Annotated in this window: 17 protein-coding genes and 2 tRNA genes; 8 read left to right on the top strand and 11 right to left on the bottom strand. The window is 38.4% G+C overall.

The window, feature by feature from the left end; translation table 11 throughout:
- Window positions 1–298 precede the first annotated feature (298 nt).
- The 3 genes from NEOC95_RS05580 to NEOC95_RS05570 all read left to right on the top strand — a co-directional run bounded on the left by NEOC95_RS05580 (window position 299) and on the right by NEOC95_RS05570 (window position 3,213).
- Complete coding sequence (locus NEOC95_RS05580) at window positions 299–1,117, top strand: metal ABC transporter solute-binding protein, Zn/Mn family (protein ID WP_213152093.1); 819 nt, start codon at window positions 299–301, stop codon at window positions 1,115–1,117.
- A gap of 495 nt (window positions 1,118–1,612) precedes the next feature.
- Window positions 1,613–2,341 carry a metal ABC transporter ATP-binding protein gene (locus NEOC95_RS05575; RefSeq protein ID WP_213152092.1) on the top strand — a complete coding sequence of 243 codons (729 nt, stop codon included), beginning with the start codon at window positions 1,613–1,615 and terminating at the stop codon, window positions 2,339–2,341.
- Entirely contained in the window at window positions 2,338–3,213 is an 876-nt protein-coding gene (locus NEOC95_RS05570) for a metal ABC transporter permease (RefSeq protein WP_213152091.1), read from the top strand. The genes NEOC95_RS05575 and NEOC95_RS05570 overlap by 4 nt, the downstream gene beginning before the upstream one ends.
- Before the next feature lie 56 nt (window positions 3,214–3,269).
- Here the strand turns inward: NEOC95_RS05570 and NEOC95_RS05565 are convergent.
- The 4 genes from NEOC95_RS05565 to NEOC95_RS05550 all read right to left on the bottom strand — a co-directional run bounded on the left by NEOC95_RS05565 (window position 3,270) and on the right by NEOC95_RS05550 (window position 6,867).
- Window positions 3,270–3,357, bottom strand: a tRNA-Ser gene (locus tag NEOC95_RS05565).
- 431 nt (window positions 3,358–3,788) lie between these two features.
- Window positions 3,789–4,268 (bottom strand): leucine-rich repeat domain-containing protein, encoded by a 480-nt coding sequence (locus tag NEOC95_RS05560; RefSeq protein ID WP_213152090.1) that lies wholly within the window; start codon window positions 4,266–4,268, stop codon window positions 3,789–3,791.
- Between the two features lie 9 nt (window positions 4,269–4,277).
- The gene (locus tag NEOC95_RS05555) at window positions 4,278–5,120 is read right to left on the bottom strand and encodes an F-box/LRR-repeat protein (protein ID WP_213152089.1); all 843 of its coding nucleotides are present in this window, start codon (window positions 5,118–5,120) and stop codon (window positions 4,278–4,280) included.
- A gap of 643 nt (window positions 5,121–5,763) precedes the next feature.
- The gene (locus NEOC95_RS05550; protein ID WP_213152088.1) at window positions 5,764–6,867 is read right to left on the bottom strand and encodes an acetate/propionate family kinase; all 1,104 of its coding nucleotides are present in this window, start codon (window positions 6,865–6,867) and stop codon (window positions 5,764–5,766) included.
- Window positions 6,868–7,551: 684 nt separating this feature from the next.
- Between NEOC95_RS05550 and rfbC the strand changes: the two genes are divergently transcribed.
- Window positions 7,552–8,100: a dTDP-4-dehydrorhamnose 3,5-epimerase gene (rfbC, locus tag NEOC95_RS05545; RefSeq protein ID WP_166155173.1), complete on the top strand. Its 549-nt coding sequence runs from the start codon at window positions 7,552–7,554 to the stop codon at window positions 8,098–8,100.
- On the top strand, window positions 8,097–8,957 hold the full coding sequence (gene rfbD, locus NEOC95_RS05540) for a dTDP-4-dehydrorhamnose reductase (RefSeq protein ID WP_213152087.1): 861 nt from the start codon (window positions 8,097–8,099) through the stop codon (window positions 8,955–8,957). The genes rfbC and rfbD overlap by 4 nt, the downstream gene beginning before the upstream one ends.
- A gap of 119 nt (window positions 8,958–9,076) precedes the next feature.
- Here rfbD and obgE read toward each other — a convergent pair whose 3' ends face one another.
- The 3 genes from obgE to rplU all read right to left on the bottom strand — a co-directional run bounded on the left by obgE (window position 9,077) and on the right by rplU (window position 10,776).
- A complete protein-coding gene (gene obgE, locus NEOC95_RS05535; RefSeq protein ID WP_213152086.1) occupies window positions 9,077–10,078 on the bottom strand; it encodes a GTPase ObgE in 1,002 nt (333 codons plus the stop codon).
- Window positions 10,079–10,182: 104 nt separating this feature from the next.
- On the bottom strand, window positions 10,183–10,434 hold the full coding sequence (rpmA, locus tag NEOC95_RS05530) for a 50S ribosomal protein L27 (RefSeq protein WP_166155179.1): 252 nt from the start codon (window positions 10,432–10,434) through the stop codon (window positions 10,183–10,185).
- Window positions 10,435–10,446: 12 nt separating this feature from the next.
- Window positions 10,447–10,776: a 50S ribosomal protein L21 gene (rplU, locus tag NEOC95_RS05525; RefSeq protein WP_039385975.1), complete on the bottom strand. Its 330-nt coding sequence runs from the start codon at window positions 10,774–10,776 to the stop codon at window positions 10,447–10,449.
- A 406-nt stretch (window positions 10,777–11,182) separates the two neighbouring features.
- Here rplU and NEOC95_RS05520 point away from each other — a divergent pair, with 406 nt between their 5' ends.
- Window positions 11,183–13,450: a hypothetical protein gene (locus NEOC95_RS05520; RefSeq protein ID WP_213152085.1), complete on the top strand. Its 2,268-nt coding sequence runs from the start codon at window positions 11,183–11,185 to the stop codon at window positions 13,448–13,450.
- Window positions 13,451–14,345: 895 nt separating this feature from the next.
- Here the strand turns inward: NEOC95_RS05520 and NEOC95_RS05515 are convergent.
- Window positions 14,346–14,418, bottom strand: a tRNA-Phe gene (locus NEOC95_RS05515).
- 47 nt (window positions 14,419–14,465) lie between these two features.
- Window positions 14,466–16,580, bottom strand: a complete 2,115-nt coding sequence (gene tsp / locus NEOC95_RS05510; RefSeq protein ID WP_213152084.1) for a tail-specific protease Tsp — start codon at window positions 16,578–16,580, stop codon at window positions 14,466–14,468.
- Between the two features lie 229 nt (window positions 16,581–16,809).
- Here tsp and NEOC95_RS05505 point away from each other — a divergent pair, with 229 nt between their 5' ends.
- Together NEOC95_RS05505 and scpB are read left to right on the top strand one after the other, a co-directional pair.
- A complete protein-coding gene (locus NEOC95_RS05505; protein ID WP_166155185.1) occupies window positions 16,810–17,538 on the top strand; it encodes a segregation and condensation protein A in 729 nt (242 codons plus the stop codon).
- Window positions 17,539–17,544: 6 nt separating this feature from the next.
- A complete protein-coding gene (gene scpB / locus NEOC95_RS05500; protein WP_242678175.1) occupies window positions 17,545–18,288 on the top strand; it encodes an SMC-Scp complex subunit ScpB in 744 nt (247 codons plus the stop codon).
- Window positions 18,289–19,531: 1,243 nt separating this feature from the next.
- On the opposite strand, the gene NEOC95_RS05495 is transcribed toward scpB, so the two are convergent.
- Together NEOC95_RS05495 and NEOC95_RS05490 are read right to left on the bottom strand one after the other, a co-directional pair.
- Complete coding sequence (locus NEOC95_RS05495; protein WP_213152083.1) at window positions 19,532–20,890, bottom strand: leucine-rich repeat domain-containing protein; 1,359 nt, start codon at window positions 20,888–20,890, stop codon at window positions 19,532–19,534.
- 540 nt (window positions 20,891–21,430) lie between these two features.
- Window positions 21,431–22,228, bottom strand: a 798-nt coding sequence (locus NEOC95_RS05490; RefSeq protein ID WP_213152082.1) for a leucine-rich repeat domain-containing protein, incomplete at its 5' end; no start/stop codon positions are given.

Here is a 22,228-nt window from a genome sequence, read left to right as displayed (position 1 = left end):
TTAAGGAATCTGCAGTAGATTAATCCATCTTTAAAATAAGTTGCAAGAATAAAAAACTTTAATCGTTTGATCTTTCGTTTTTTTTCATTAGCAAATTGCATTCATTGCTACATGAGAAAACGTTTATAAACTTTTTTTAAAATCTTTATTTATATTTTAATTACTTGCTTTAATTCTTAATTCTCAGCATAGTAGAGGTAAATTATTTATCTTATAACTATTATTTATGATGATAAGCTTTAAAAAACATTTAATATTTTTCACTATTTTCCTCTCTTTTTTTTCGCTACCCCATCCGATGTTTTCTAGTGAAAATTCAGCGCGCTCTCATTATGTGCTAGTGAGTGTAGCTCCTCACAAATTTTTTGTAGAAAAGCTTGCTGGGCCTACTCTTCAAGTAGGAGTTATGGTGCCTGCGGGCGCTAGCGCTCATACTTATGAGCCGACGCCTAAACAGATGCTAGAGGCTACTAAAGCTGATCTTTGGTTTTACGTAGGAGAAGGATTTGAGCCAAAAGTTAAGTCAGCCTTAAAAAGCTATAATCCACGCATGCAATTGATCGATTTAAGGCAAAATCTTGATCTTATTTCTTATGAGAGCAAACATCCTCACCGTTGCTGTCACTCTCAAGAAAACAGCTATGATCTTCATTATTGGCTAAGCCCCATTCAAGCTAAAATTCAAGCTAGCACTATTGCAAAAGCCTTAATCACAACCTATCCAGAGAATGCCTCGCTATATCAAGACAATTTAGCTCACTTTCATCAAGAGCTCGATCACCTCCATCAGGAGATTCATACTCTTTTAAGTAAGCCTCATAATCCTGTGCTAATGGTCTCTCACCCAGCTTATGCTTATTTTTGTCGCGAATATAATTGCCGACAGCTCTCCATTGAGTTTGAAGGGAAAGATCCTACCCCTCAACAGCTTACTCGATTGATTAAAGAGGCTCAGAGCCATCATATAAAAACTATTTTCGTGCAAGTTCAATACAGTAGTAAAGGGGCCAAATTGATCGCCGCCCAATTAGGTGCTCGCCTAGTTAATCTAAATCCTTATGCTGAAAATTACTTTGAGAGCATGCGAGATATTGCTAAAGCTTTTGGGGCCTCTTAAAAGAAATTTGCCCCACTTTTTCTTATGCTTAAAAGAAGCTTTGGCAAATATTCTTTATCTTAAAGCTTACCTCATGTCTTTCTTGAATGTATGAGTAGCTTAAGCTTTTACCATGTTTTCTTTATTCCCTATCGAATAACCTACAAGAAGAAAGTAGATCAACTTTTCCCGCCCTACAATTGACCACCTAACTGAAATTTTGCCTGCTCACCCAAAGCTGGGTGTATGCACCTAATTTGCTGAGGAATTTTCGTTCCTTATCCTGTACCTTTTTCCTTCTTAAAATTTGTTGTGAGCAGAGGCACCTCTAAAAAAACCCTTTTAACAATCAATCAAAAAACCTAGCACTTAAAATTGATAGAAATCGTCTAATCTTCTTATCAGGAAGGCTCAAGAATATTAGCTAATTTTCCGGACTTCAGAGATAGATGGACAAATTAATTCTAAAGACTTTAATATAAAAAACCATTAAATTTAGTCTAAAGGCTTTTCTTGATGCCTCCTGTTATCCATATAGATCATCTCAATTTCGCCTACGCCGAAACGCCCGTGCTTACTGACATCCATTTAACTATTGAGTCGAATGATTTCATTGGTATTATAGGACCTAACGGCGGGGGTAAAACCACTCTTCTTAAGCTGTTGATGGGATTTTTAAAACCCTCTTCTGGTAAAATAGAAATTTTAGGATCACCGCCTCAATCCTCTCGCCATCAAATTGCCTATGTCCCTCAAACACATCGTTATGATCGCGAGTTTCCCATTTCTGTTTTAGAAGTGGTTTTAGCTGGGCGCCTCTCTAGGCTCCCCTGGTATGGAAAGTTCTCTTCAGCTGATAAAGAAGCTGCTAAAGAAGCTTTAAATCGCGTAAAGTTACCCAACTTTCATAACAAACCTTTTGGTACATTATCTGGTGGGCAAGCTCAGCGAGCATTGATTGCTAGAGCTTTAATCTCAGATCCGCAGCTCCTGCTGTTAGACGAACCGACAGCTCATGTGGATTCACAAGCAGAAGCTGATATTTATGATATTTTATACAGCCTTCGCCAAAAAATGACTATTCTTATGGTAACCCATGATTTAAACACAGCGATCGAACAAGTAAGACAGGTTCTTCTCGTCCAAAACACAGCTTTATTGTTAAAGCCAGAAGAAGTTTGTGAACATTTCGCTATGGGTCTTTACCATTCACCTTTGATTCAGTTAAAGCGAGAAATTCAATGACCTCTTTTTTTGACGCCTTACATACCAATCCGCTTTTACTAGCAGCTATATTAGCTGGGATAGCAGCTTCATTTGTGAGCGGAATTATAGGCTCTTACGTGGTAGTAAAAAGAATTATTTTTATTTGTGGCAGCATCTCGCATGCCGTTCTTAGCGGGATAGGTATTTGCTTATGGTTAGAAAGGGCTAAAGGCGTGGTAGGGGCCTCGCCTTTGCTAGGTGCTCTTATTGCAGCCATAGCTTCTTCTTTGCTCATCGGATGGATTCATCTTCATTATCGCCAACGTGAGGATACTGTCATTGCTGCCATTTGGTCGATAGGTATGGCGGTAGGAATTCTATTTATCTCACAAACCCCTGGTTTTAATGTTGAGCTCACCAATTTTCTCATTGGAAATATCTTATGGGTCACCCCTACTGATCTAAAAATCTTGCTTATTTTAGATATCGTCATCTTTTTGACAGTGCTTTGTCTACATAAACGCTTTTTAGCCATTTGTTTTGATGAAGAACAAGCTCAGCTCCAAGGTATCTCTGTTAATTCACTTTATCTTTTATTACTAGTGTTAACGGCTGTTTCCATTGTGCTTTTGATTCAAGTGGTGGGTATTATCTTAGTGATGACCATGCTTACAATTCCCGCTGCGATTGCCAATCTATTCACAACTAGGCTTTCTCGAATGATGGCCATTGCGATTTGTATCAGCATAGGATTTTGCTTATTCGGAATGCAAGCAGCTTTTTATATGGATTGGCCCGGCGGAGCAACGATTGCGCTAGTGGCAGGCTTAACTTACGTGCTCACCTTACTAGGAAAATATGGGATGAAAAGAGCTCGGAAGACTAGCTTAACTATCTCTTCCGATAAATAAAATATGAGTAAGATCTATCACAAGCTTTGTTAACTTGCATAGCCTTAAGTTAACTACGGAAAGAGAGGGATTCGAACCCTCGATACCCTTGAGAGGTATGCGTCCTTAGCAGGGACGTGCTTTCGGCCACTCAGCCATCTTTCCATAAATACGCTGATTAAACAGATATCCTAGCGTGCAGACTGTTTTTACGCAACCATTTATATAGAAAAAGAGAAGTTTTTAAGAAGAAAACTGATTTAAGACTCTACAACATTCCTAAGCTTTATAATTTCTTCCTATAATTTAACATCATAAAACAAAAGGTAAAGCCGCGCTTAAAGCTTTTAAGAATAGTTTTGTAGCCATCTTTGGCCTGGCTAATCTGCAACTTTTTATGGTGATTAGCCATTCTATGAAGAGGTAATGAAAAGGTATGCAATTTAAAGTAAAGGCTATATTTTTTTACTTCTTTAAGAAAATCCCGCTTTTTTTGCCTTCTGCCTTAAATTCTATAATTACGACATTTTCTTCGCCTCTAGCCCTTTTCCCTTTAATAAACTAGTCTTGAAGATACAAACTTTTTCAGCCACAGCCTAAAAACTGGCTAGTTTACCTGAATTATATTCCAACGGATTTCCTTCCAACTCTATGTATAACCGTTCATATGATGGCTTTATTTCTGAAGGAAGAGAGGTGAGTTGGTTAAAGCGTACATAAAGTCTTCGCAGACTAGGCAACCGCCCTAACTCTGCTGGAAGGGAGGTAAGCTGGTTATCGTTTAAATAAAGCGCTCTCAAATGAAATAAATGCCCTATCTCGGGAGGAAGGTCAGTAAGATGGTTATCGTCTAAAGAAAGTAATTCCAGATGAAATAAATGCCCTATCTCGGGGGGAAGGCCAGCGAGAAGGTTGTTGCTTAGCTCAAGATTTTTTAGCTGGAAAAGCTCCGTGACCTCTAAAGGAAAAATGGTGAGCTGGTTATCATTTAAGTCAAGTGTTTCCAACTGGGATAGCTGCCCAATCTCTGCTGGAAGAGTAGTCAGATGGTTGTCAGTTAATTCTAACCATCTCAATTGCGATAATTACCCTATCTCTGATGGAAGAGCAGTGAGTTGGTTTTTACCTAAGTGAAGTCTTACTAGCTGGGATAGCTGCCCAATCTCTGCTGGAAGAGTAGTCAGATGGTTGTCAGTTAATTCTAACCATCTCAATTGCGATAATTGTCCTATCTCTGCTGGGAGAGTAGTAAGATAGTTATCATTTAACATAAAATATTTCAGTCGCGATAAATGGCCTATCTCTGCAGGAAGAATAGTGAGTTGGTTATTAATTAAATGAAGCCTTGTTAGTTGAGATAGCTGCCCTATCTCTTTAGATAAAAAAGTCAAGCCAATGCTTATTAAGCCTAGGCTCTCAATATCTTTATTATACTTTTCAATCCACTCTTTAAAAATCTCTCCCCTACTTGCTAAAGGCAGGGCTTCGATTTCCTCTTGATTTAAGTAGTGCTGCCCACCAGGAAGATTTTTCCAAAATAAAAGGCGATTAATATTTATAAGATAAGAGAAGTAGTTATCCAGAGTAAAATATCTTGTTTCCGTAGGTTTATCTTCAAGTTCTAAAGGAGAAAAAGACTTAGCTAAGATAAAGAGATGTCTAAAAATTGTAGTTATTTTTGTGGCTTCAGGGAGATTAGCTTCTAGCTTATAAATCTTATCTATGATAAGAGCCCGCTCGGTTACATCTAGCTGAAGAGCATGTATTTGACCTATTTGCTTATAAAGAGAGGGCATTATTTCAGTATTCAATAAGTGTCGCCATCTTGTACAAACCCTAGATAAGGAAGGGCTAGCGCAAGTCTTTAAAATAGGAACTAATATTTCATTAGGTAGATGTTCAATGGAGAGGAAAGAGCTAGGATTCATTATACGGCCTCTTTAAAATAAAGATATATTTTGATGTTATTTTTGGCCCGCTCTATATAAAAAAAAACACAATAGCTAGGCACAGCTTAGGAAAGCTTAAGCAAGTTATTAATATAAAAACCATAAGAAATTCTTTTTAACTTTTAACCAGAAGAGCCCCCCCTCGGAGAGTAGTGATTCCTTAATGAGTCTGAAGGTGATCTGTATTCTCAAACCCTTCTGTCTAACAAGCTAGATGATGCAAATGCAAGCTTTTTCAGCTATAACCTAAAAGGTGGCTTTATCTCATCTGGAATACTTTTCAGCTAATTTTCTTTAAACTCGAGATTTGACTTTTCATGCAGCTCTCTATCTCAGCAGGAATAGATGAAGAAATACAGGCTGACATTTATCACCTAAAAAATTTAACTTTCAGGTTATACGCTTTTGAGCTAGCCTTTATGCCACTTCATATTTTATAAAATCGTCTTCTTACGTAGAGGAAACAGGTCTAAGAAGATTGAGTATATAGTAGTTTGCTTAAAGAGTAGTATTAAGGAATGGTAAATATTAAATCGTGGAATTTAATTTTTTACCTCATTCTTTACTGCGCTTATTTCTCTTTAAGAAATTGCTAATTAGCTCATAATTTTTTAATGAATCTCTATTTTAAATTGAAGCATTCTTTAGCAATTAACCACTCTTCACGCACATGCACCACAAAAACCTTTACTTTAGAACCGGCTGGTGATATCTCTCCATTATCTTTCCATGTGCCGTTTAAGTTAGAATCTACTTTAACACCCAAATATTCAAGGCCCTCTATAGCCTTTTGCCTTACTGGGACAGCATTCTCTCCAATTCCTCCAGTAAAGCATAGAGTATCTAGGCCATTTAAGGTAGATGCTAAGGCTCCTATCGCTTTTTTCAAACAATGTACATATAAATCTAAAGCTAAAATAGCTCGAGAATCTTTCATCTCTGCAGCTTTTAAAATCTTACGCATATCGAAGCTACCCCCAATACCTAATAAACCTGATTTTTTATTTAAGCAATGATCTACTTCCTCAATAGTCATGTTTTTCTGTTTTTGGAGGTAAAGAATAATACCAGGATCGATAGAACCGCTGCGTGTTCCCATCATTAATCCCTCCAAAGGAGTAAATCCCATAGTCGTATCTATCCCTTTTCCATTTAAAATAGCGGTACAAGAGGAACCATTTCCTAAATGACACGTAATCAATTTATGATTATCGGAACCTAACCTCTCTTGAATGGTTTCCATGCAATACTGATGGCTAATTCCATGAAACCCATAACGACGAATTCCCTCTTTGGTCCATTCACTAGGGAGAGGATAAGTCCATGCTACTTCGGGCATGCTAGTGTAAAAGGCTGTATCAAATACTCCTATTTGTGGGGCAGCGGGAAAATAACACTCTGCCTCCTCTATTCCTTGCAAATTTATTGGGTTATGTAAAGGAGCTAAATGAGACAGTTTTTGAAGAAGCTTTATAGTCTCAGGAGTAAGGAAAGTAGGCTTTTGAAAGAGGCAGCCTCCATGGACGATACGATGGCCAATTCTATCAATGGGCGTGGGAACTTCCTTAAATGCTTTCTTAATAGCTGCTCGGCGATCTTCATAGCTATTTTCAAATTCTATAGTCTTTTGCCATAAGGGCTCAAGATCGCGCAAAAAAACGCTTTTTGCTTCAAATAAAGCAAATTTAAAAGAACTTGACCCCCCATTTACCACTAAAATTTTCATGCAAGCCCCTGCCCTGCTAAGTCCTTGTGAAGAAAAAGCAATAATTAAAAACAAAAATTGAAAAACATTCTCATTATCTAAACGCTTTATACATTATCCTATGAAAACAAAAAACTTTTTTTAGAATTCTTATTCGGCAGGTAAGCCTTTTCCTATTTTATAATGACTTATGTCTGCCATATTATTTCTATTTGTTTTTTTCTCTATCTTTTGCTACTTTGAATTCATCTTTGGAGTCTGGCTTCTTTAGAAGCTAAAAATAAGCAACCTAAATAAGGAAGGCTTCTTTAATATAAGTTTCTTATGTTAGCGATCTATCTTCATCATCCTTTGCTTTAAGCTCAACATAATGTAAATCTAATGGATCTACTTTTTCGTAAAGAAAGCAAAAATCCCCTTTTACTTTTGCTCTACTATTAGTCGAATCCTTCATGCAGAAAAAAGATAGTAAACCTACTTACCAACATCATTAAGTTATTAGCGATAGATACAGAACTCGAGAGAAAAATTAGATAAGAGCAACCTGGCAAAAGCCAATGCTAGTAATTTTTGCCAGCCTATCCTCATAGTATTAATTACACGAAAACTTTTTTCTCAATATTTAGAAGATAGAGGTTTTTTGATTGTATCAAAACCTGCACCTTCTTAAGATAATTTATCACTCTCATCCCTAAAGGTAAATTTATGCAAGTCCTTGGAACATCTATACCTGAAGTCAAAATTATAGAACCCCAGGTTTTCGGGGATGCCCGCGGCTTTTTTTTTGAAAGTTTTAATTTAACGATGTTTCGCGAAAAAGCTCATATTCATGATGTTTTTGTCCAAGACAATCACTCCCATTCTCCTAAACATGTCTTACGGGGGCTCCACTATCAGATTCATCAACCCCAAGGAAAGCTTGTTCGGGTCGTTAGCGGTGAAGTTTATGATGTAGCTGTAGACTTACGCAAACATTCGCCTACTTTCGGCCAGTGGGTAGGATTAATATTATCCGCGCAGAATAAACGAATGTTATGGATTCCTAAAGGCTTTGCCCATGGTTTTCTAGTGTTGTCAGAACAGGCCGACTTTCTATATAAAACATCTGATTTTTATGATCCTTCATCGGAGCGTACAATTATTTGGAATGATCCAGATTTAGCCATCGAGTGGCCCCTTCAGGGAGCTTTACCTATTCTTTCGGCTAAAGATCAACAGGGAAATTTATTCAAAGATGCCGAGGTATTCCTATGAAAAAAATTCTTATCCTAGGCAAGCGAGGGCAAGTAGGTTGGGAGCTCTGTCGCACTCTTTCACCTCTGGGGCAGCTTATTACTTATGACCGGGAAGCCTTAAACCTTGCTTCTCCTCTCTCTATTCGCGAGCTTCTAAACGGATTAAAGCCCCATATGATCGTTAATGCAGCGGCCTATACAGCGGTTGACAAAGCTGAAGTTGAGCAGGAAGCTTGTATGGCCATCAATGCACGGGCTCCTCAAATTCTTGCTGAAGAGGCTAAAAAGCTTAATGCGCTTCTCATTCACTATTCCAGTGATTATGTCTTTGATGGATGCTCGCCCAGTCCTTCTGCTGAAGATACTGTTCCTAATCCTCAAAATTTTTACGGCTACTCTAAACTTGAAGGAGATCGTGCTATTCAGGCCTCAGGCTGCGCTCATGTAATCTTACGTACTAGCTGGGTTTATGGAAATCGAGGCCACAATTTTTTGCTAACTATGCTAAGATTAGGGCTAGAGAAAGATACATTAAAGATTGTAGGCGACCAAATCGGTGCTCCTACCTGGAGCCGTTTAATTGCAGAGGCTACAGCGCAAGTGATAGCCCGTTATGAAGGACAGGATGGCATTTACAATCTTACCTGTCGCGGCAAAACCTCTTGGTTCGGCTTTGCTAAAGCTATCTTTGACTGGCAAAGTCTTAAAAAAGGAGTAAAGGTGCCTACACTTGTAAATATTCCCTCATCAGCCTATCCAGTAGCTGCCCAACGCCCTCATAATTCTTTACTAAGTCACGAGAAAACAGAAAAAACATTTGGTATTCAACTCCCCGATTGGAATGAAACGCTGCAGATGTGCCTCGAGGAGGCATAATTTATAGAAGTTGTTAGTGCACAAGCTAACAAAATACTCTACCGCGCTAATTCTTAAATTTTTTTTAGAGGCAGCTATTGAGGGCTCTCTGCCTTAAATTCTTTTAAAGAATAAGTGGATTACGCTAACGATTGAATATTTAAACGAATAGCTTCACGTAATTCGGGCAAGCCATTACCCAGCATAGCTGAAATTTGAAAAATCTTCTCCTTAGCAGCAAACTTATTCTTTAAAAAGACTTTAATATGCTGAGAAGCTTCTTCGGTATCTATCTTATTTAACACGATAAGATAAGGACGCTCGAGCATTTCAGGATTATAAGCCTGAATTTCATGACGTAATACTTCAAAGTCCGCGCTGGGATCTCGTCCATCGATCCCTGAAGCATCTAAGACAAATAATAAAAGTTTTGTACGTTCGATGTGTCTTAAAAATTCAAAGCCTAATCCTCGGTTGCAATGAGCGCCTTGGATAATCCCGGGAATATCAGCAATAAAAATGCGTTGATGCTCTTTATAAGTAATAAAACCCAGGTTAGGTCGTAAGGTAGTAAAAGGATAGGGAGCTATTTTTACTTTGACAGAAGCCAAAGAGGAAAACAGTGTGGATTTTCCAGCATTAGGAAAGCCTACCAATCCTACATCAGCAATTAATTTTAGCTCTAATTCTACGCTACAGGCTTGACCTTCGGTGCCTTCGGTGCGTGTATTGGGTGCTCGATTGGTAGGAGACTTAAAGCTATCATTACCGCGCCCACCTCGGCCGCCTTTACAAATTTCCCACTTCTCTCCATCCTGGGTAAAGTCATGAAGAATTTCACCCGTATGAACATTTTTTACCAACGTGCCACAAGGAACTTTCAGAACAAGGTCTTTGCCATTGCGTCCTTGCTGGCAATTGGGACCCCCTTCACGGCCATTTTCTGCTTTTAAAATGCGGCGATTGCGAAACCACTCCAAGGAAAAAACTTGGGCATCGGCTTGAAGGATAAGCGAACCGCCCTTACCTCCATTGCCACCGCAGGGCCCTCCCTTAGGGATATACTTTTCCCGCCGCCAAGCAATAACACCATTTCCGCCTTTACCGGCAGCTAGATCTATAGTCACACGATCAACAAACATATTTTTATATAAAAAGGGAGAGTTAAAAGAGAATAATAATTGACGAAGAAGAATGAAGAGAAGAATTAATGCTCATCATTCCTCTTTCTATAGCTCTAAAATGGTTAGGCTCCAGCTTCGATAGAGACGTAAGTGCGATCGGATTTACGAAAAGAAACGCTTCCATCAGCAAGAGCAAAAAGCGTATCATCGCTACCACGGCCTACATTTTTACCGGGGTGCCATTTAGTGCCCCTTTGTCTAACCAAGACACTACCTGTCTTGACGATTTCACCCATCCCTACTTTTATTCCAAGACGCTTTGAGTGAGAGTCGCGTCCGTTACGGGTTGAACCCTGTCCTTTCTTATGTGCCATAATTCTCCTTCCTTATGCTTTGGCAATCTCAGTAATTTTTACACGTGCATAATGTTGGCGGTGGCCAAACTTCCTGTAATTATTATGACTCGGTTTGTATTTTAAGCTTACAACCTTAGGACCAGCTACAATATCTAGCAGCTCACCCATAACTTTGAAGCCTTCTAAAGCTTGGGCGCTAACATGGGAAGAGTTTTCTTCACCGACAAAAAGCACTTCAGCAAATTCAACTTTTTCTCCTGGCTCTGCGTCAAGCATTTCTACTTGGATGATGTCATCTTTAGCTACACGATACTGCTTTCCGCCAGTTTTGATAATCGCGTATGATTTGTTGGAACTCATTCTAGCCCCCTTAGGCATTGTAAAACGATAAAGTTTTTTTAAGAATATCAATAAACTGTGTGCAGTATAGCGCATTAGATGTATTCCAATCAATCGAAATCTAAAGCCACCAAAAGAGCCGGTCTCTTGTCAATAAAAAAGTGTGGTTTAAAAGCAGCTGAATCCTCTTTTCGGGCAACCTACTGCCCATGCTTCTCATAAAAATGATGCCCAACATACTTTTCCAATACAATTAATAATCGCTAGGCCTTTTGTGCTTTGTTTGATAACGATGGAGGGGATAAGCTTGTAATTCTTCTTCTCTCCTAAATTCTTACGTCCTTTTCAGTTAAGTTATAAATATATTGAAAATATCCGAGCTAACTCTTAGTATGGGTTCTTTAAATAAAAAAACTGATTTATAGTTATGCAGGCATTTGCAATCATCCCCTCACTTTTCTACTTACCTTCTTCCCAGCATGCTGGGCGCGAGAAGTTAGCTAAAGCGGAAAGGCTGCTGGCTCAAGGCCAGCTTGAAAAAGCGCAAATATTTTTAAAAGAAATTCTTGATGAGCCTCATCAGAGCTCAGAAACAATCATTAAAGCTAAGCTAAACAGCCAGATTATCCTTGCATATAATAATGAAGCCAAGCTTAACGAGGGTTCATTCTTAGAACTATTTGACACACTCCGACATTCTAGCTGGCTGGAAGAAGAAGAGAAACACAAAGCTTTATTGAGTATAGAGCTTATCGGGCTTTATAATCCTAGCTTAGTAAATGCTTCATCTATAGAAACTATCATCGATAATTATCCAGAAGACCATCCTCTTGCAATTTTAGGGAGATTTTGTCTAGCTGAACGCTTACGTACACAATCTATCAATCATGATGAGCAAAAAATATTAAGCTTGTATAAAAGCATTCATACCCAGCAAGTCAGCTCTATATTTACCTACATACGAGGAATAGCTTGCCTGCAATCTGCAGAGATTTTAACAGCTAGCACTTACTCTGGCGAGCAGAGTTGGTTAGATGCTGATGAGTTATACAATGCAGCGCTAGCAGATTTTTCTCCTCAAGAGCTCACAGACTTTGATGAGAGAAAATGGGATCTTTTTTTCGAGTTTTCTCGCCTTGTTTTAGAAAAGATGTATCCTTGCTCTTACCTCACACATCTAGCTTACGTAGGAAAAGCTTATATGTATGGCATGGGCAGCAAAGACTTAGAACCTGTAGTAGAAAAAGCCATTTTTTACTATGAAAAGTCTTTAGAGACTAATATCGCTTTGGAAGGGCAAATAGAACCCAAGTTTTGTTTAGCAGAGTTGTATTTTTCTCATGGCAAAGCTTCTAAAGCTCTTGCCCTTTTTAATGAAGTCATCGATTTTTCTTCTACGCATGATAGCCATATAGTCTATTCGCTCATGTCCAAATGCTCTAAAGCTGACATTTTGCGTCAGGATTTACCTGATATCACTAAAAATTTGGCACTCTCCCAAAGTTTATACAAAGAAGTGTTGGAGAGTTCTTATAAAAATGATCTTCTTTTGGCTAAAGCTGGGCTAGGATTAGCTACTATTTTTCGCGATGGAGATGACGAGAACTCTCTCAATTGGCCCGATGCTATCTTATTATTTAAGCAAATTATCGAGGCTAAAGATTATTTAAAAGAAGCTCCCCAACTTGTCAGCCAAGCGCAGTTAAATTACGCAGAGATGTTATATAAAGGGGGAAATGAGATTGAACAATGCTTGCCCGAGGCGATGCAATTATTTACTTGTCTTTTGCTGGATGAAAAGCAGGAAGAAGCAATACTAGCTAAAAGCCTAAATAGCTTGACGCAACTAATAGAAAAAGAGCCTGAGGCGGGAGAGCCCCAAAAAGTTTTAGATTTATTTGAACAAGTTATCCAACAGAAACACTTATCCAAAGCCTTGGTTGCTCAGGCCTATTATTGCAAAGCTAAAATCTATAAACTCCAAAATCGACTAGAAGATGAGCTCCATCATCTTTTTGGAGCCTATATATTTGGTGACTTCATCATGCAACAGACGGTTAACGAAGAAGTCCAGCAAAGTCCTTGCACTGCAATTTCCAAAATAGTTGCTTACCACTCAATACTAAAAAATGTAGAAGCAAGTCTTGCACCTGCACCTGACTTTTGGATTCCGCCATTAGGCCCTCTTTCCCAATTTCTTGAAAGCTTTTTAATTGCTAAGGACCTAAACACCTATGCTATTAAAAAAAACATCCTTATAGGTTTAATAAAGCATGAGTATCAAATCACCAGCTACATTGATCCCCTCCTACCTGAACCCATAAAAAATGAGTTATATGATGTTTTAGGTAACTTTTGTCTTTCGGCCGCAGATGAGCATCCTCACTTAGCTATCAAGCTCTTAAGAAATGTAAGTGAAAAAGCCGCATGTTATCCCGTTTCATTAGGTAAATTAATTAATTTAGTTTATACCTCTAAACTTGAAAGTTTAAGATCTGAATGGAAAGCTTACGAGGCTATCACCTCTTATTTAGAGAAAGCAAAGAAAGTAAATCGGCTCTCCCCCACCCCTCTCCTTGACCTTCAACATACTGAGAAATGGGAATTAGCTGCTAAAAGAGAAAAACTTAAATTTATTCAACAGCATCCAATCGATCGCCTTATTAGCTACCCCATTAATAGATACAGCATTTAACCTAATGGCCTATAAAGGGTAGTTTAGGCTTATAAGTAGTTGGTAGGGATTAAGATCGGCTATTCTGTTGAACCTTACTCTTTTAACTTTTCAAAAAATTTTCAAGCTTAATCGCTTCTTTAAGATCATGTCTTTTATACCTTAAGATCGCTTGGATGGCATATTGACTTAAGCGCTGATAGCTATTTTTGAGAATAGGCTAACAAAAAGAAAAAGGATCATGTAACTAATCAATGCGGAAAAATCTTTATTTAATTTATTAAGCTGGGCAGTCCCTATCATCATTTCAAGAAGGCTAGGACTTTCTCGGCTTTCTCTTCTAAACTTTCTTAAGGTGCCAGTCAGCAAAAGTTATGCATTGGATGATGAAAATATTCCGGGGAAAAAGAGAAGTACAAATTTCTAGGAATATGCTCTTTCTTATAAATCTTTTGCCAGCTGGAGCTTTAATCGAGGTATAGTTGCTCTAAAGCCGGCAAAATAGCTTTTTCTGTAAAAATGAGTCTTCTGCTAGCTGCTTCCATGGCTCACTAACTAAAGGGAAATGCCTAAATCTTCTTCTGACAACAAGCTAAAAAGAGCTATATCTAGCCCATTAGAAGTAGTTAAAGTAAGGATTGAAATTTGCTCTTATCGCTTTTTTCCTCTTTATCCAAATTAACATTAAAAAATCAAAAAGAAAAAAATTTGCGCATTTGCTTGCTTGTTAAGCCCTAACCACGCGCTTTTTAAGCGCTTTGCTTGTTCGATTATAAGTTGGCAACGAAACCAAGCTATAGCTAGCTTTTTTAAAGCACCTCTAAAATTTTTAAAATTAAATCACGATTGCTCTAAAGCAAAGCCTAATAAGAAAAGGACAAAAAAAAGCCGGATTAATAGATTAATCCGGCTAAAGTGGCCAGAACTGGAATCGAACCAGCGACACAAGGATTTTCAGTCCTCTGCTCTACCGACTGAGCTATCTGGCCAGAGATAAGTAAGCAAGATAGACTATCATCCCTTTTTTATGCAAACATTAATTTGCTGTAGCAGCTTGAAGAGAAGCAGTAGCGCCTTTAACCTCTTGATTCTGACGTTTTTTGCTATGCAAATAAATCATATCTTTGAGTACATTTATAGTTTCTTGCATCTGTAGATCTTCTTTACCATAATTGTTTGATTCCTTGCCAGGTTCATCTTCGATAGAGGATCCAGAAAGCCTTATGTCATCCCCATTTCCTTCTTTCTTTTGCTTTAGAAACATTTGATAATTTTTATTGTTTTCGATGCGATAAGCGCTATTTTTCTTTAAATAGGGCAACATTTCTCGCCACATTGAGACCTTAGCTTGAAGAGTAGGCGTATAGTATTTCATATACCAAGACTTTACACTAGGCTCAAGATCTTGAAGACTATCTTCAAAATCTGCCTTAATAAAATCGGGCTTCCACGGATGCTCTAAATATTCCTCTCCAATAGGTTCATTATGATAAGGGCCAGGTACGACGATATCAGCTTTTACTCCCTCCAATTGAGGAGTTTTTCCTGAGACCGTGTAATATTTACCCACCGTCACCTTAAAAAAAGAAGTGGTTTCTCCCTCATTGCCCGTCACTGTTTGACTTTGAATAGTGCCCTTTCCATAGGTATGTTCGTCTCCAACAATTAAGCCCACCCCATAATCCTGTAAAGCTTGCGCCACAATTTCAGCAGCAGAAGCGGTAGCTTTTGAAGTCAAAATAATAAGGGGCCCCTGATAAGCAGTCCTCACATCTATATCGCGATAAATACGCTTTTCTCCGTCAGAATATTTAGAAATTACAACGATACCGTTGGAAATAAATAGGCCAGCTACCTTTACAGCTTGGCTAAGAAAGCCCCCACTATTTTCCCGTAAATCTAAAATTAGCCCTCGCAAATTACCTTTTCGATCTAATTCTTTTAGGGCTTTTTGCATATCACTATCGCTACCTGTTCCATCTTCACCTTGGTAAAAAGAGTGAAGGGTGATGATGCCAATAATCCCGTTGCCCACTTTTTCCTGTTTTATATCTATTCGCTCACCTTTAATAGGAATAGACTCTTTTTTAAGAATGATCGTTTCCTGCTTTTCCATCTGTTTTCCATTTTCTTCTTGGAAAGATCTACTGATGACCAGCTCTATAGAAGGCTCTTTTGAGGCTCTTATTGTGTTCATCACCTCCGGCAACGTTTGGCCGGACGTGGTCTTATCATTGATTTGCAGAAGATAATCATTAGCAAAAATTTTGCCGCTTTTAGAAGCTGCTCCACCTTCGATTAGGGAAGAAATCATTATTCCTTGAGGAGTAGACCGTAACACCACTCCTATACCATCAAACTCTTTTTCAAGACGTACTTTCATGTCATAAGCTTCTGCATCACTGTAGAAAGCCGTATGAGCGTCTAAAGAACTAGCTAAAGCTTTTAAAATATGTAAAACTAAAGCATTTTCTTTTTTACCCTCACTATACGACTTACCCTCACTCGTTTGATACAGATATCCCTCTTCAATATTTTTCAATGCCTGATCAAACATGATAAGGAGTTTGGATTTGTAGTTAGATACCTGAGCTTTTCCATATCTTTTCTGCTCGGCCTGAATAAAAGCTACCATCTGCTCTTTGATACGTCTTTTAATCTGCTCAAAAGTAGAAGCAAATGAACCCTTTAAATTAGGCTCTAATCCATCTGTATTTTTATGGCTTGAACGACGCTCATCTGCTGCTTTGAAAAGCTCTTCGGTATTTATTATAAGCTCTTGCCGATATTGGCGTGCCCGCAGGATAGATCTTTGAATGATCGCATTAAGCTTTTCAAAAGAAGAAAAATCTTCATTTTTGTAGGCGGTAATGTAGATTTCCATTTGCTCAGAAGTTAATCCAAGGAAAGGCTCTACCTCTGCTTGGGTTAAATAGGTACGGTCGGGATCAAACTGATCGATATAATTTTTAAAAGCATTTTTTAAGATTTTCTTGTCAATCGTTTTCTGACCTAAATGCTCAGCAAAAATTTGCTCCATAATTTTACTAATATCTTGCCTTTTAAGCTGCTCGGTTTCCTGGCCTAAAAGAAAAGAATTAGTTAGAAAAATAAAGATGATAAATAAATTAAAACGATTAAGCAAGCGCATATCCTTCGACCATAGTTTACTAATAATGAGTCAACTGTGAAATAAAACTCTTCACCTCTTTCCGGATTATAGAGAGCACCAGGTTTAACAACAACATTTTTGAAAAACTATAAAATTATTTTCATCAGCAATCTATTCTTATCTTCGATAGGCTGATTTTAACTTATTTTTTCTTAAAGGTAAGATTTTTATATTTATAGAGAATTCTTGCTCTAGTAGACTTATTGATATGAAAAACTTATATAGTGAAGATGTATTTGCTCTAGATAACTTTGAAGGATCGCTGGATTTTTTGCTCCATCTTGTTCAGAAGCATGAGATTGATCCCGTGGAGATTTCTTTAAAAAAAATTACTGAGCAGTATACCCAAAAGCTAAAGGAATGGCAGGCCTCCTCTGTAGATTCAGGGGCTGAATTTATTGCTTCGGCATCCTTTCTTTTATGGCTTAAAAGCCGTATGCTTCTGCCTACGCATGAACAGCCTCTCTCTTTGGGAGAGGAGGAGCATGATCCCCGTTTTGATATTATTCATCAATTACTGGATTATTGCCGCTTTAAGGAAGCAGCTAAAAACCTTACCCAGCTGGAGATGTCTCAAAGTGCTTATTATTTACGGGAGCCAGAGCCTCTAGGAGAAAATAATAAACCCTTGGGTATCGAGCATTTGACTTTGGAAGACTTAGCGGATCTCTTCAAGCAAGCTTTAGCTAAAGCGCCGATCAAAACGGCAAAATTTATTCACGAAGAAGAGTGGAAAGTTGCTGATAAAATTAAAGCTATTCGTCAATATTTAAAGGTCAATCATCAGCTTGAAATCGGACAACTTTTTGTAAATGCTACAAGCAAGCTAGAAATTATTGTTATCTTCTTGGCTGTACTTGAACTGATGAAAATTGGTGAAAGCTATTTAATCAAGGATGTTGCCTCTCAGAAAATACTGTTATGCATGAACGTATAAATATTTATGGCTAAAGAAATTAACTTTTTCGAACAAGAAATGGAAACGACAGCAGACGAATTAATTCCTTTGCTTCCTTCTGAGGATCTTCCTCCTTCCCCTCCAGACAAACTTACAGCTCCTAAAGACTTTTCTCCTAAAAAGCAATATGTCCAAGGCTCTCTTCCAGGCATTCCCGTTAATAATCAGGCTATAGAACAAAAAGCCACTGAAAAAACTACAAGAACACGCCTTAAAAGAATCATAGAAGCCTTGCTTTTCGTCAGCCGTGAACCGCTTAGCTTTAATAAAATCCGGGAAGTGCTGGATGCTGTTGAACCTCTTAAACCCCGCCAAATTCAAGACTTATTGCAAGAGCTAGCGGAAGAATTTATCTTGCAACAGCGCGCCTTTAGATTAGAAGAAATTGCCCAGGGTTATATTTTACGTACCTGTAAAGAATATAGCCCTTACCTCGATTTACTTTTTCGTAATAAGCGCACAGAGAAGCTTTCTCCCGCTGCTGCTGAAGTGTTAGCCATTATTGCTTATCGGCAGCCTATCACCCGTCCTCAAATTGATGCTATCCGCGGTGTAGATAGCTCGGGTACACTTCAAAGTTTGTTGGAGAGACAACTTGTCGAATCTGTAGGCCGCTTAGAAGCGCCCGGGCGCCCTACTCTCTACGGGATCACTCCCTACTTCCTTAAACATTTTGGACTGAGGGATTTAAAAGAGCTGCCTGGTTGGCAACCTCCTGTAGAAAGTTAAAATACAATTACAATCCTCTTCTCCCCCAACAACTCATACCAGTGAATGCCAAAATTACGATCCTGTATGGCGTTAATTATCAAAGTTTAATAGCATGATAATTGGCCTACTTCTTCGTAGCTCACCTTCTTGAAAATCAAATGAAGTTTGCTCTAGTTTTTCGATGGTAGAAAAATTGAGTCTCAGAATTTTAGCAACTTCTACCCCTTATTGCTTTATCACACTATCCCTTTTCCAAGCTAAGGGATTGCATAAAGCCTACTGACAGATCCTTTTGCAACTTAATTATATTGTTATTACACCCGATGAGAGGCATATTGTGTATTGAGCAAAATATTTTGCTTTTTATTTTTTCAAGAAAAAATAGGCAACAGTAGCCAAACCGCCTTTTATTCCATGCAGTCCTATTAAAAATTTCTCAAAGAACCTAAAAACGCTATAAATAAATTTGATTTTATTCTTATTTGTAACGTTTATCATCTTTAAGAGCGCCTAGGGCTTTTTATAAAAAAATTGGTTACCCTATCAAATTGGTTGGCATTAATACTCGCATTAAAATACTGCCTAAAAAGCATCTCGGTAAAATTTATCCTAAAGAAAATCAAACATGCAAAATAATATATATAGAACCTAAGAAAAAATAAGGTTTTCAGTTAGCACCCTTCTATAGGAAGAGACCTAAAAAGGGGCTTATCTGCCCCTTTTTTCCCTCACTCTTAATAAGGTATGATTAATTTATGGGATGATAAAAAATTTGAGCTTTTTATAAAGCGATCTTTTATCTAGCAAGTTCTCTTTGTAGTATTAAAAATAAAAGAAAAGTTTAATAGCAGCCATAAAGGAATAGCTTTTTGATGCTTATCTACAAACTGCCAAAAAATTTCCATAGTAAAAAAGAGTGGTAGCAGACCGAGTAAAACGGAAACATTAGCAGTTAATTTAAGTATTATATTTGGGGCTAACACATTCATTGTTGAAGAATAGCAGCTTAAGTCTTAGCCTATCGTAACTTCTTTTCTTTTCTAACTTTGCATTTTCAGCTCATAACCAGGCATTTTCTTTAAACAGCTGTTCGTATGAGGGTTGCATACTATGATTAGACAAATATAAATTTTACAAATTATTTTACTTACCAAGAAATAATTGATTACCCCCGTGACCGCTTACCTAAAGCCTGCCTCAGGGCTTTTTTATGAAAAAATTTGACTAATGCTAGATCGGTAACGTAACTGTTAAAATTTTTTCAATACCAGGGGTGAAACCGCTCTTTTAGCACATGAGGGATACTTTCAAATGGATTTCCGATTAAATCAAGGATTACGTTTTCATTATTATTCAACTGCTCTATCTCTACAGGAAGGAAGGTAAGCTGATTATAGCGTATATCAAGCCGTCTCAGCTGAAGCAACTGACATATCTCCTTAGGAAGGCTAGTAAGCAGATTGCATCTTACGACAAGGCTTTCTAGATATGTTAGCTGTCCCATCTCTTTAGGAAGATGAGTTAGCTGATTGTCTTTTAAGTCAAGGTCTTTTAGCTTTGCTAACTGACCCATCTCTACAGGAAGGAAAGCGAGTTGGTTACTTTCTAAGCTAAGGGTTTGCAACTGGGATAGCTGCCCTATCTCTGCTGGAAGAGTAATAAGATAGTTACCTTCTAAGAAAAGTTTTTGCAGCTTAGACATTTGTCCTATCTCTGCTGGAAGGGTGCTGAGCTGGTTATAGTTTAAGTTTAATTTCTTTAGCTGAGCAAGCTGGCCTATTTCTGCAGGAAGGGAGATAAGCTGGTTGACTTCTAAGGAAAGTTCTCGCAGCTGCGAAAGTCTTCCTATCTCTACTGGAAGGGTATTAAGCTGGTTACCTTCTAATAAAAGTCTTCGCAGATTAGACAACTGCCCTAACTCAGCAGGAAGAGTGTTTAGCTGGTTATCGTTTAAATTAAGACATTTTAGATGAGAAAGTTGTATTATCTCTCTAGGAAGAATTGTGAGATGATTATTGCTTAGATAAAGCGCTTGTAACTGGGGTAGCAACACTATCTCTAAGGGTAAAAAGGTTAAACCCTTCTCTGTTAAGTTTAAACACGTAATCTCTTTGCCATGCTCTTCAATCCACCCTCCAAATAGCTCTCCTTTTCTTTCTAAAGGCAAGTACTTGATTTCTTCTTGCTCTAAGAATTCCTCTCCACCTGGAAGTTTTTTCCACATTAACAGGCGATTAGTATTTACCATATAAGAGGAGTAATTAGCCAGGGTAAGATATTTTTTTTCCTCGGTTCTCCATTTAAATTCTAATTCTAATGGAGAAAGAGCTATAGCTAGACTAAAGACTTGCTTAAAGATTGCAGCAACCTTTGCTATTTCCGGAAGTCCCTCGTCTAGCTTATAAATTTTATCTATAAGAAGAGCTCGCTCATTTACATCTCCTTGAGGAAAATGCATCTTACCTATTTGCTTATAAAGAGAAGGCATGACTTCCGTAGCCAGCAGATGATGCCATCTTTTACAGACGCTAAATAAGGGAGGAGCTACGCAAGCCTCTAAGATAGGGAGCAGCAATTCATTGGGCAAGCTTTCAATAGATCCCGAAGAGATAGGATGCATTTTATTTCCTTGGGTAGTGATGGCTTTTCAGCATTTTTATTTTTAAAGACAATATAAAAAAAAATTAAAAAGCAAGTCAAACCGATTCGTATCCTTATCAATGAAAAAAAAACTCGTAGATGATCTACCGGCGCTTTTTTTTCAAATAGATCCAAGAAAAAAAGGAGGGCCTTCCAAACATTCAGGAGCAGCCACAGGTTTTGGCGATTAAGTGACGCGGCAATTTTGGTTTGGCTAAAAGAATGAGATTGATTCTTTGCCTTGTTTGAGAAAAACGGCTCTTTTTGGCGCAATGTTTTAATTCTTCTACCGCCTGATGGAATACAATACGCCTAACTTCTTCCTGTCAAGAAAGGTTGTTCTCCCATCCTAGCAATCTGCAGAAAAAGAGAGAAACTTCTTGTCTTTATAATGTGTAGGCTAGTTTAAGCTTGCCTAGTTGCGGGAAGGAAAGCGAATTACTTATTTAAAGATAAGATGGCTAAAAGTTTTTTTATTTCATTTTAGCTCACTCCAACTTAAAAAGTACTTATGGCCATTCTACAATTGAAAACGCTGCCTTATTTTTTCTGGAATATCTTCCAAAGGATTTCCCGCTAATGTAAGCATGGTAAGCTGAAACAGCTGCCCGATTTCTACAGGCAGATTGGTGAGCTGGTTTTGGCTTAAACCAAGCCTTTGCAGCTGAGACAGCTGCCCGATTTCTACAGGCAGACTGGTGAGCTGGTTTTGGCTTAAACCAAGCCTTTGCAGCTGAGACAGCTGCCCGATTTCTACAGGAAGGCTGGTGAGCTGGTTTTGATATAAGTAAAGCGATTGCAGCTGAGACAATTGCCCGATTTCTGCAGGAAGGCTGGTGAGCTGGTTCTGATTTAAGGCAAGTCTTTGCAGATGAGACAGCTGCCCGATTTCTACAGGCAGATTGGTGAGCTGGTTTTGATTTAAGTTAAGCCATTCTAGCTGAGACAATTGCCCGATTTCTGCTGGCAGAGCGGTGAGCTGGTTTTGAATTAAGGCAAGTCTTTGCAGATGAGACAGCTGCCCGATTTCTACAGGAAGGCTGGTGAGCTGGTTGTGATATAAGTGAAGCGATTGCAGCTGAGACAATTGCCCGATTTCTGCGGGCAGACTGATGAGCTGGTTTTGATCTAAGTAAAGCTCTTGCAGCTGAGGCAGTTGCCCGATTCCTGCAGGCAGGCTGGTGAGCTGGTTTTGATTTAAGTTAAGCCATTCTAGCTGAGACAATTGCCCGATTTCTGCTGGCAGAGCGGTGAGCTGGTTTTGATTTAAGGCAAGTCTTTGCAGATGAGACAGCTGCCCGATTTCTACAGGAAGGCT

Source organism: Neochlamydia sp. AcF95 (assembly GCF_018342455.1).
Classification (GTDB): Bacteria; Chlamydiota; Chlamydiia; order Chlamydiales; family Parachlamydiaceae; genus Neochlamydia.
The sequence above is the reverse complement of the archived record's forward strand: the minus strand, read 5'-3'. Positions and strand labels throughout refer to the sequence as shown.

Excerpts from the sequence above, each read along its gene's own strand:
- NEOC95_RS05580 (WP_213152093.1), top strand. The coding sequence starts at position 299 with ATGTTTTCTAGTGAAAATTCAGCGCGCTCTCATTATGTGCTAGTGAGT.
- NEOC95_RS05575 (WP_213152092.1), top strand. The coding sequence starts at position 1,613 with ATGCCTCCTGTTATCCATATAGATCATCTCAATTTCGCCTACGCCGAA.
- NEOC95_RS05570 (WP_213152091.1), top strand. The coding sequence starts at position 2,338 with ATGACCTCTTTTTTTGACGCCTTACATACCAATCCGCTTTTACTAGCA.
- NEOC95_RS05555 (WP_213152089.1), bottom strand. The coding sequence starts at position 5,120 with ATGAATCCTAGCTCTTTCCTCTCCATTGAACATCTACCTAATGAAATA.
- NEOC95_RS05550 (WP_213152088.1), bottom strand. The coding sequence starts at position 6,867 with ATGAAAATTTTAGTGGTAAATGGGGGGTCAAGTTCTTTTAAATTTGCT.
- rfbC (WP_166155173.1), top strand. The coding sequence starts at position 7,552 with ATGCAAGTCCTTGGAACATCTATACCTGAAGTCAAAATTATAGAACCC.
- rfbD (WP_213152087.1), top strand. The coding sequence starts at position 8,097 with ATGAAAAAAATTCTTATCCTAGGCAAGCGAGGGCAAGTAGGTTGGGAG.
- obgE (WP_213152086.1), bottom strand. The coding sequence starts at position 10,078 with ATGTTTGTTGATCGTGTGACTATAGATCTAGCTGCCGGTAAAGGCGGA.
- rpmA (WP_166155179.1), bottom strand. The coding sequence starts at position 10,434 with ATGGCACATAAGAAAGGACAGGGTTCAACCCGTAACGGACGCGACTCT.
- rplU (WP_039385975.1), bottom strand. The coding sequence starts at position 10,776 with ATGAGTTCCAACAAATCATACGCGATTATCAAAACTGGCGGAAAGCAG.
- NEOC95_RS05520 (WP_213152085.1), top strand. The coding sequence starts at position 11,183 with ATGCAGGCATTTGCAATCATCCCCTCACTTTTCTACTTACCTTCTTCC.
- tsp (WP_213152084.1), bottom strand. The coding sequence starts at position 16,580 with ATGCGCTTGCTTAATCGTTTTAATTTATTTATCATCTTTATTTTTCTA.
- NEOC95_RS05505 (WP_166155185.1), top strand. The coding sequence starts at position 16,810 with ATGAAAAACTTATATAGTGAAGATGTATTTGCTCTAGATAACTTTGAA.
- scpB (WP_242678175.1), top strand. The coding sequence starts at position 17,545 with ATGGCTAAAGAAATTAACTTTTTCGAACAAGAAATGGAAACGACAGCA.
- NEOC95_RS05495 (WP_213152083.1), bottom strand. The coding sequence starts at position 20,890 with ATGCATCCTATCTCTTCGGGATCTATTGAAAGCTTGCCCAATGAATTG.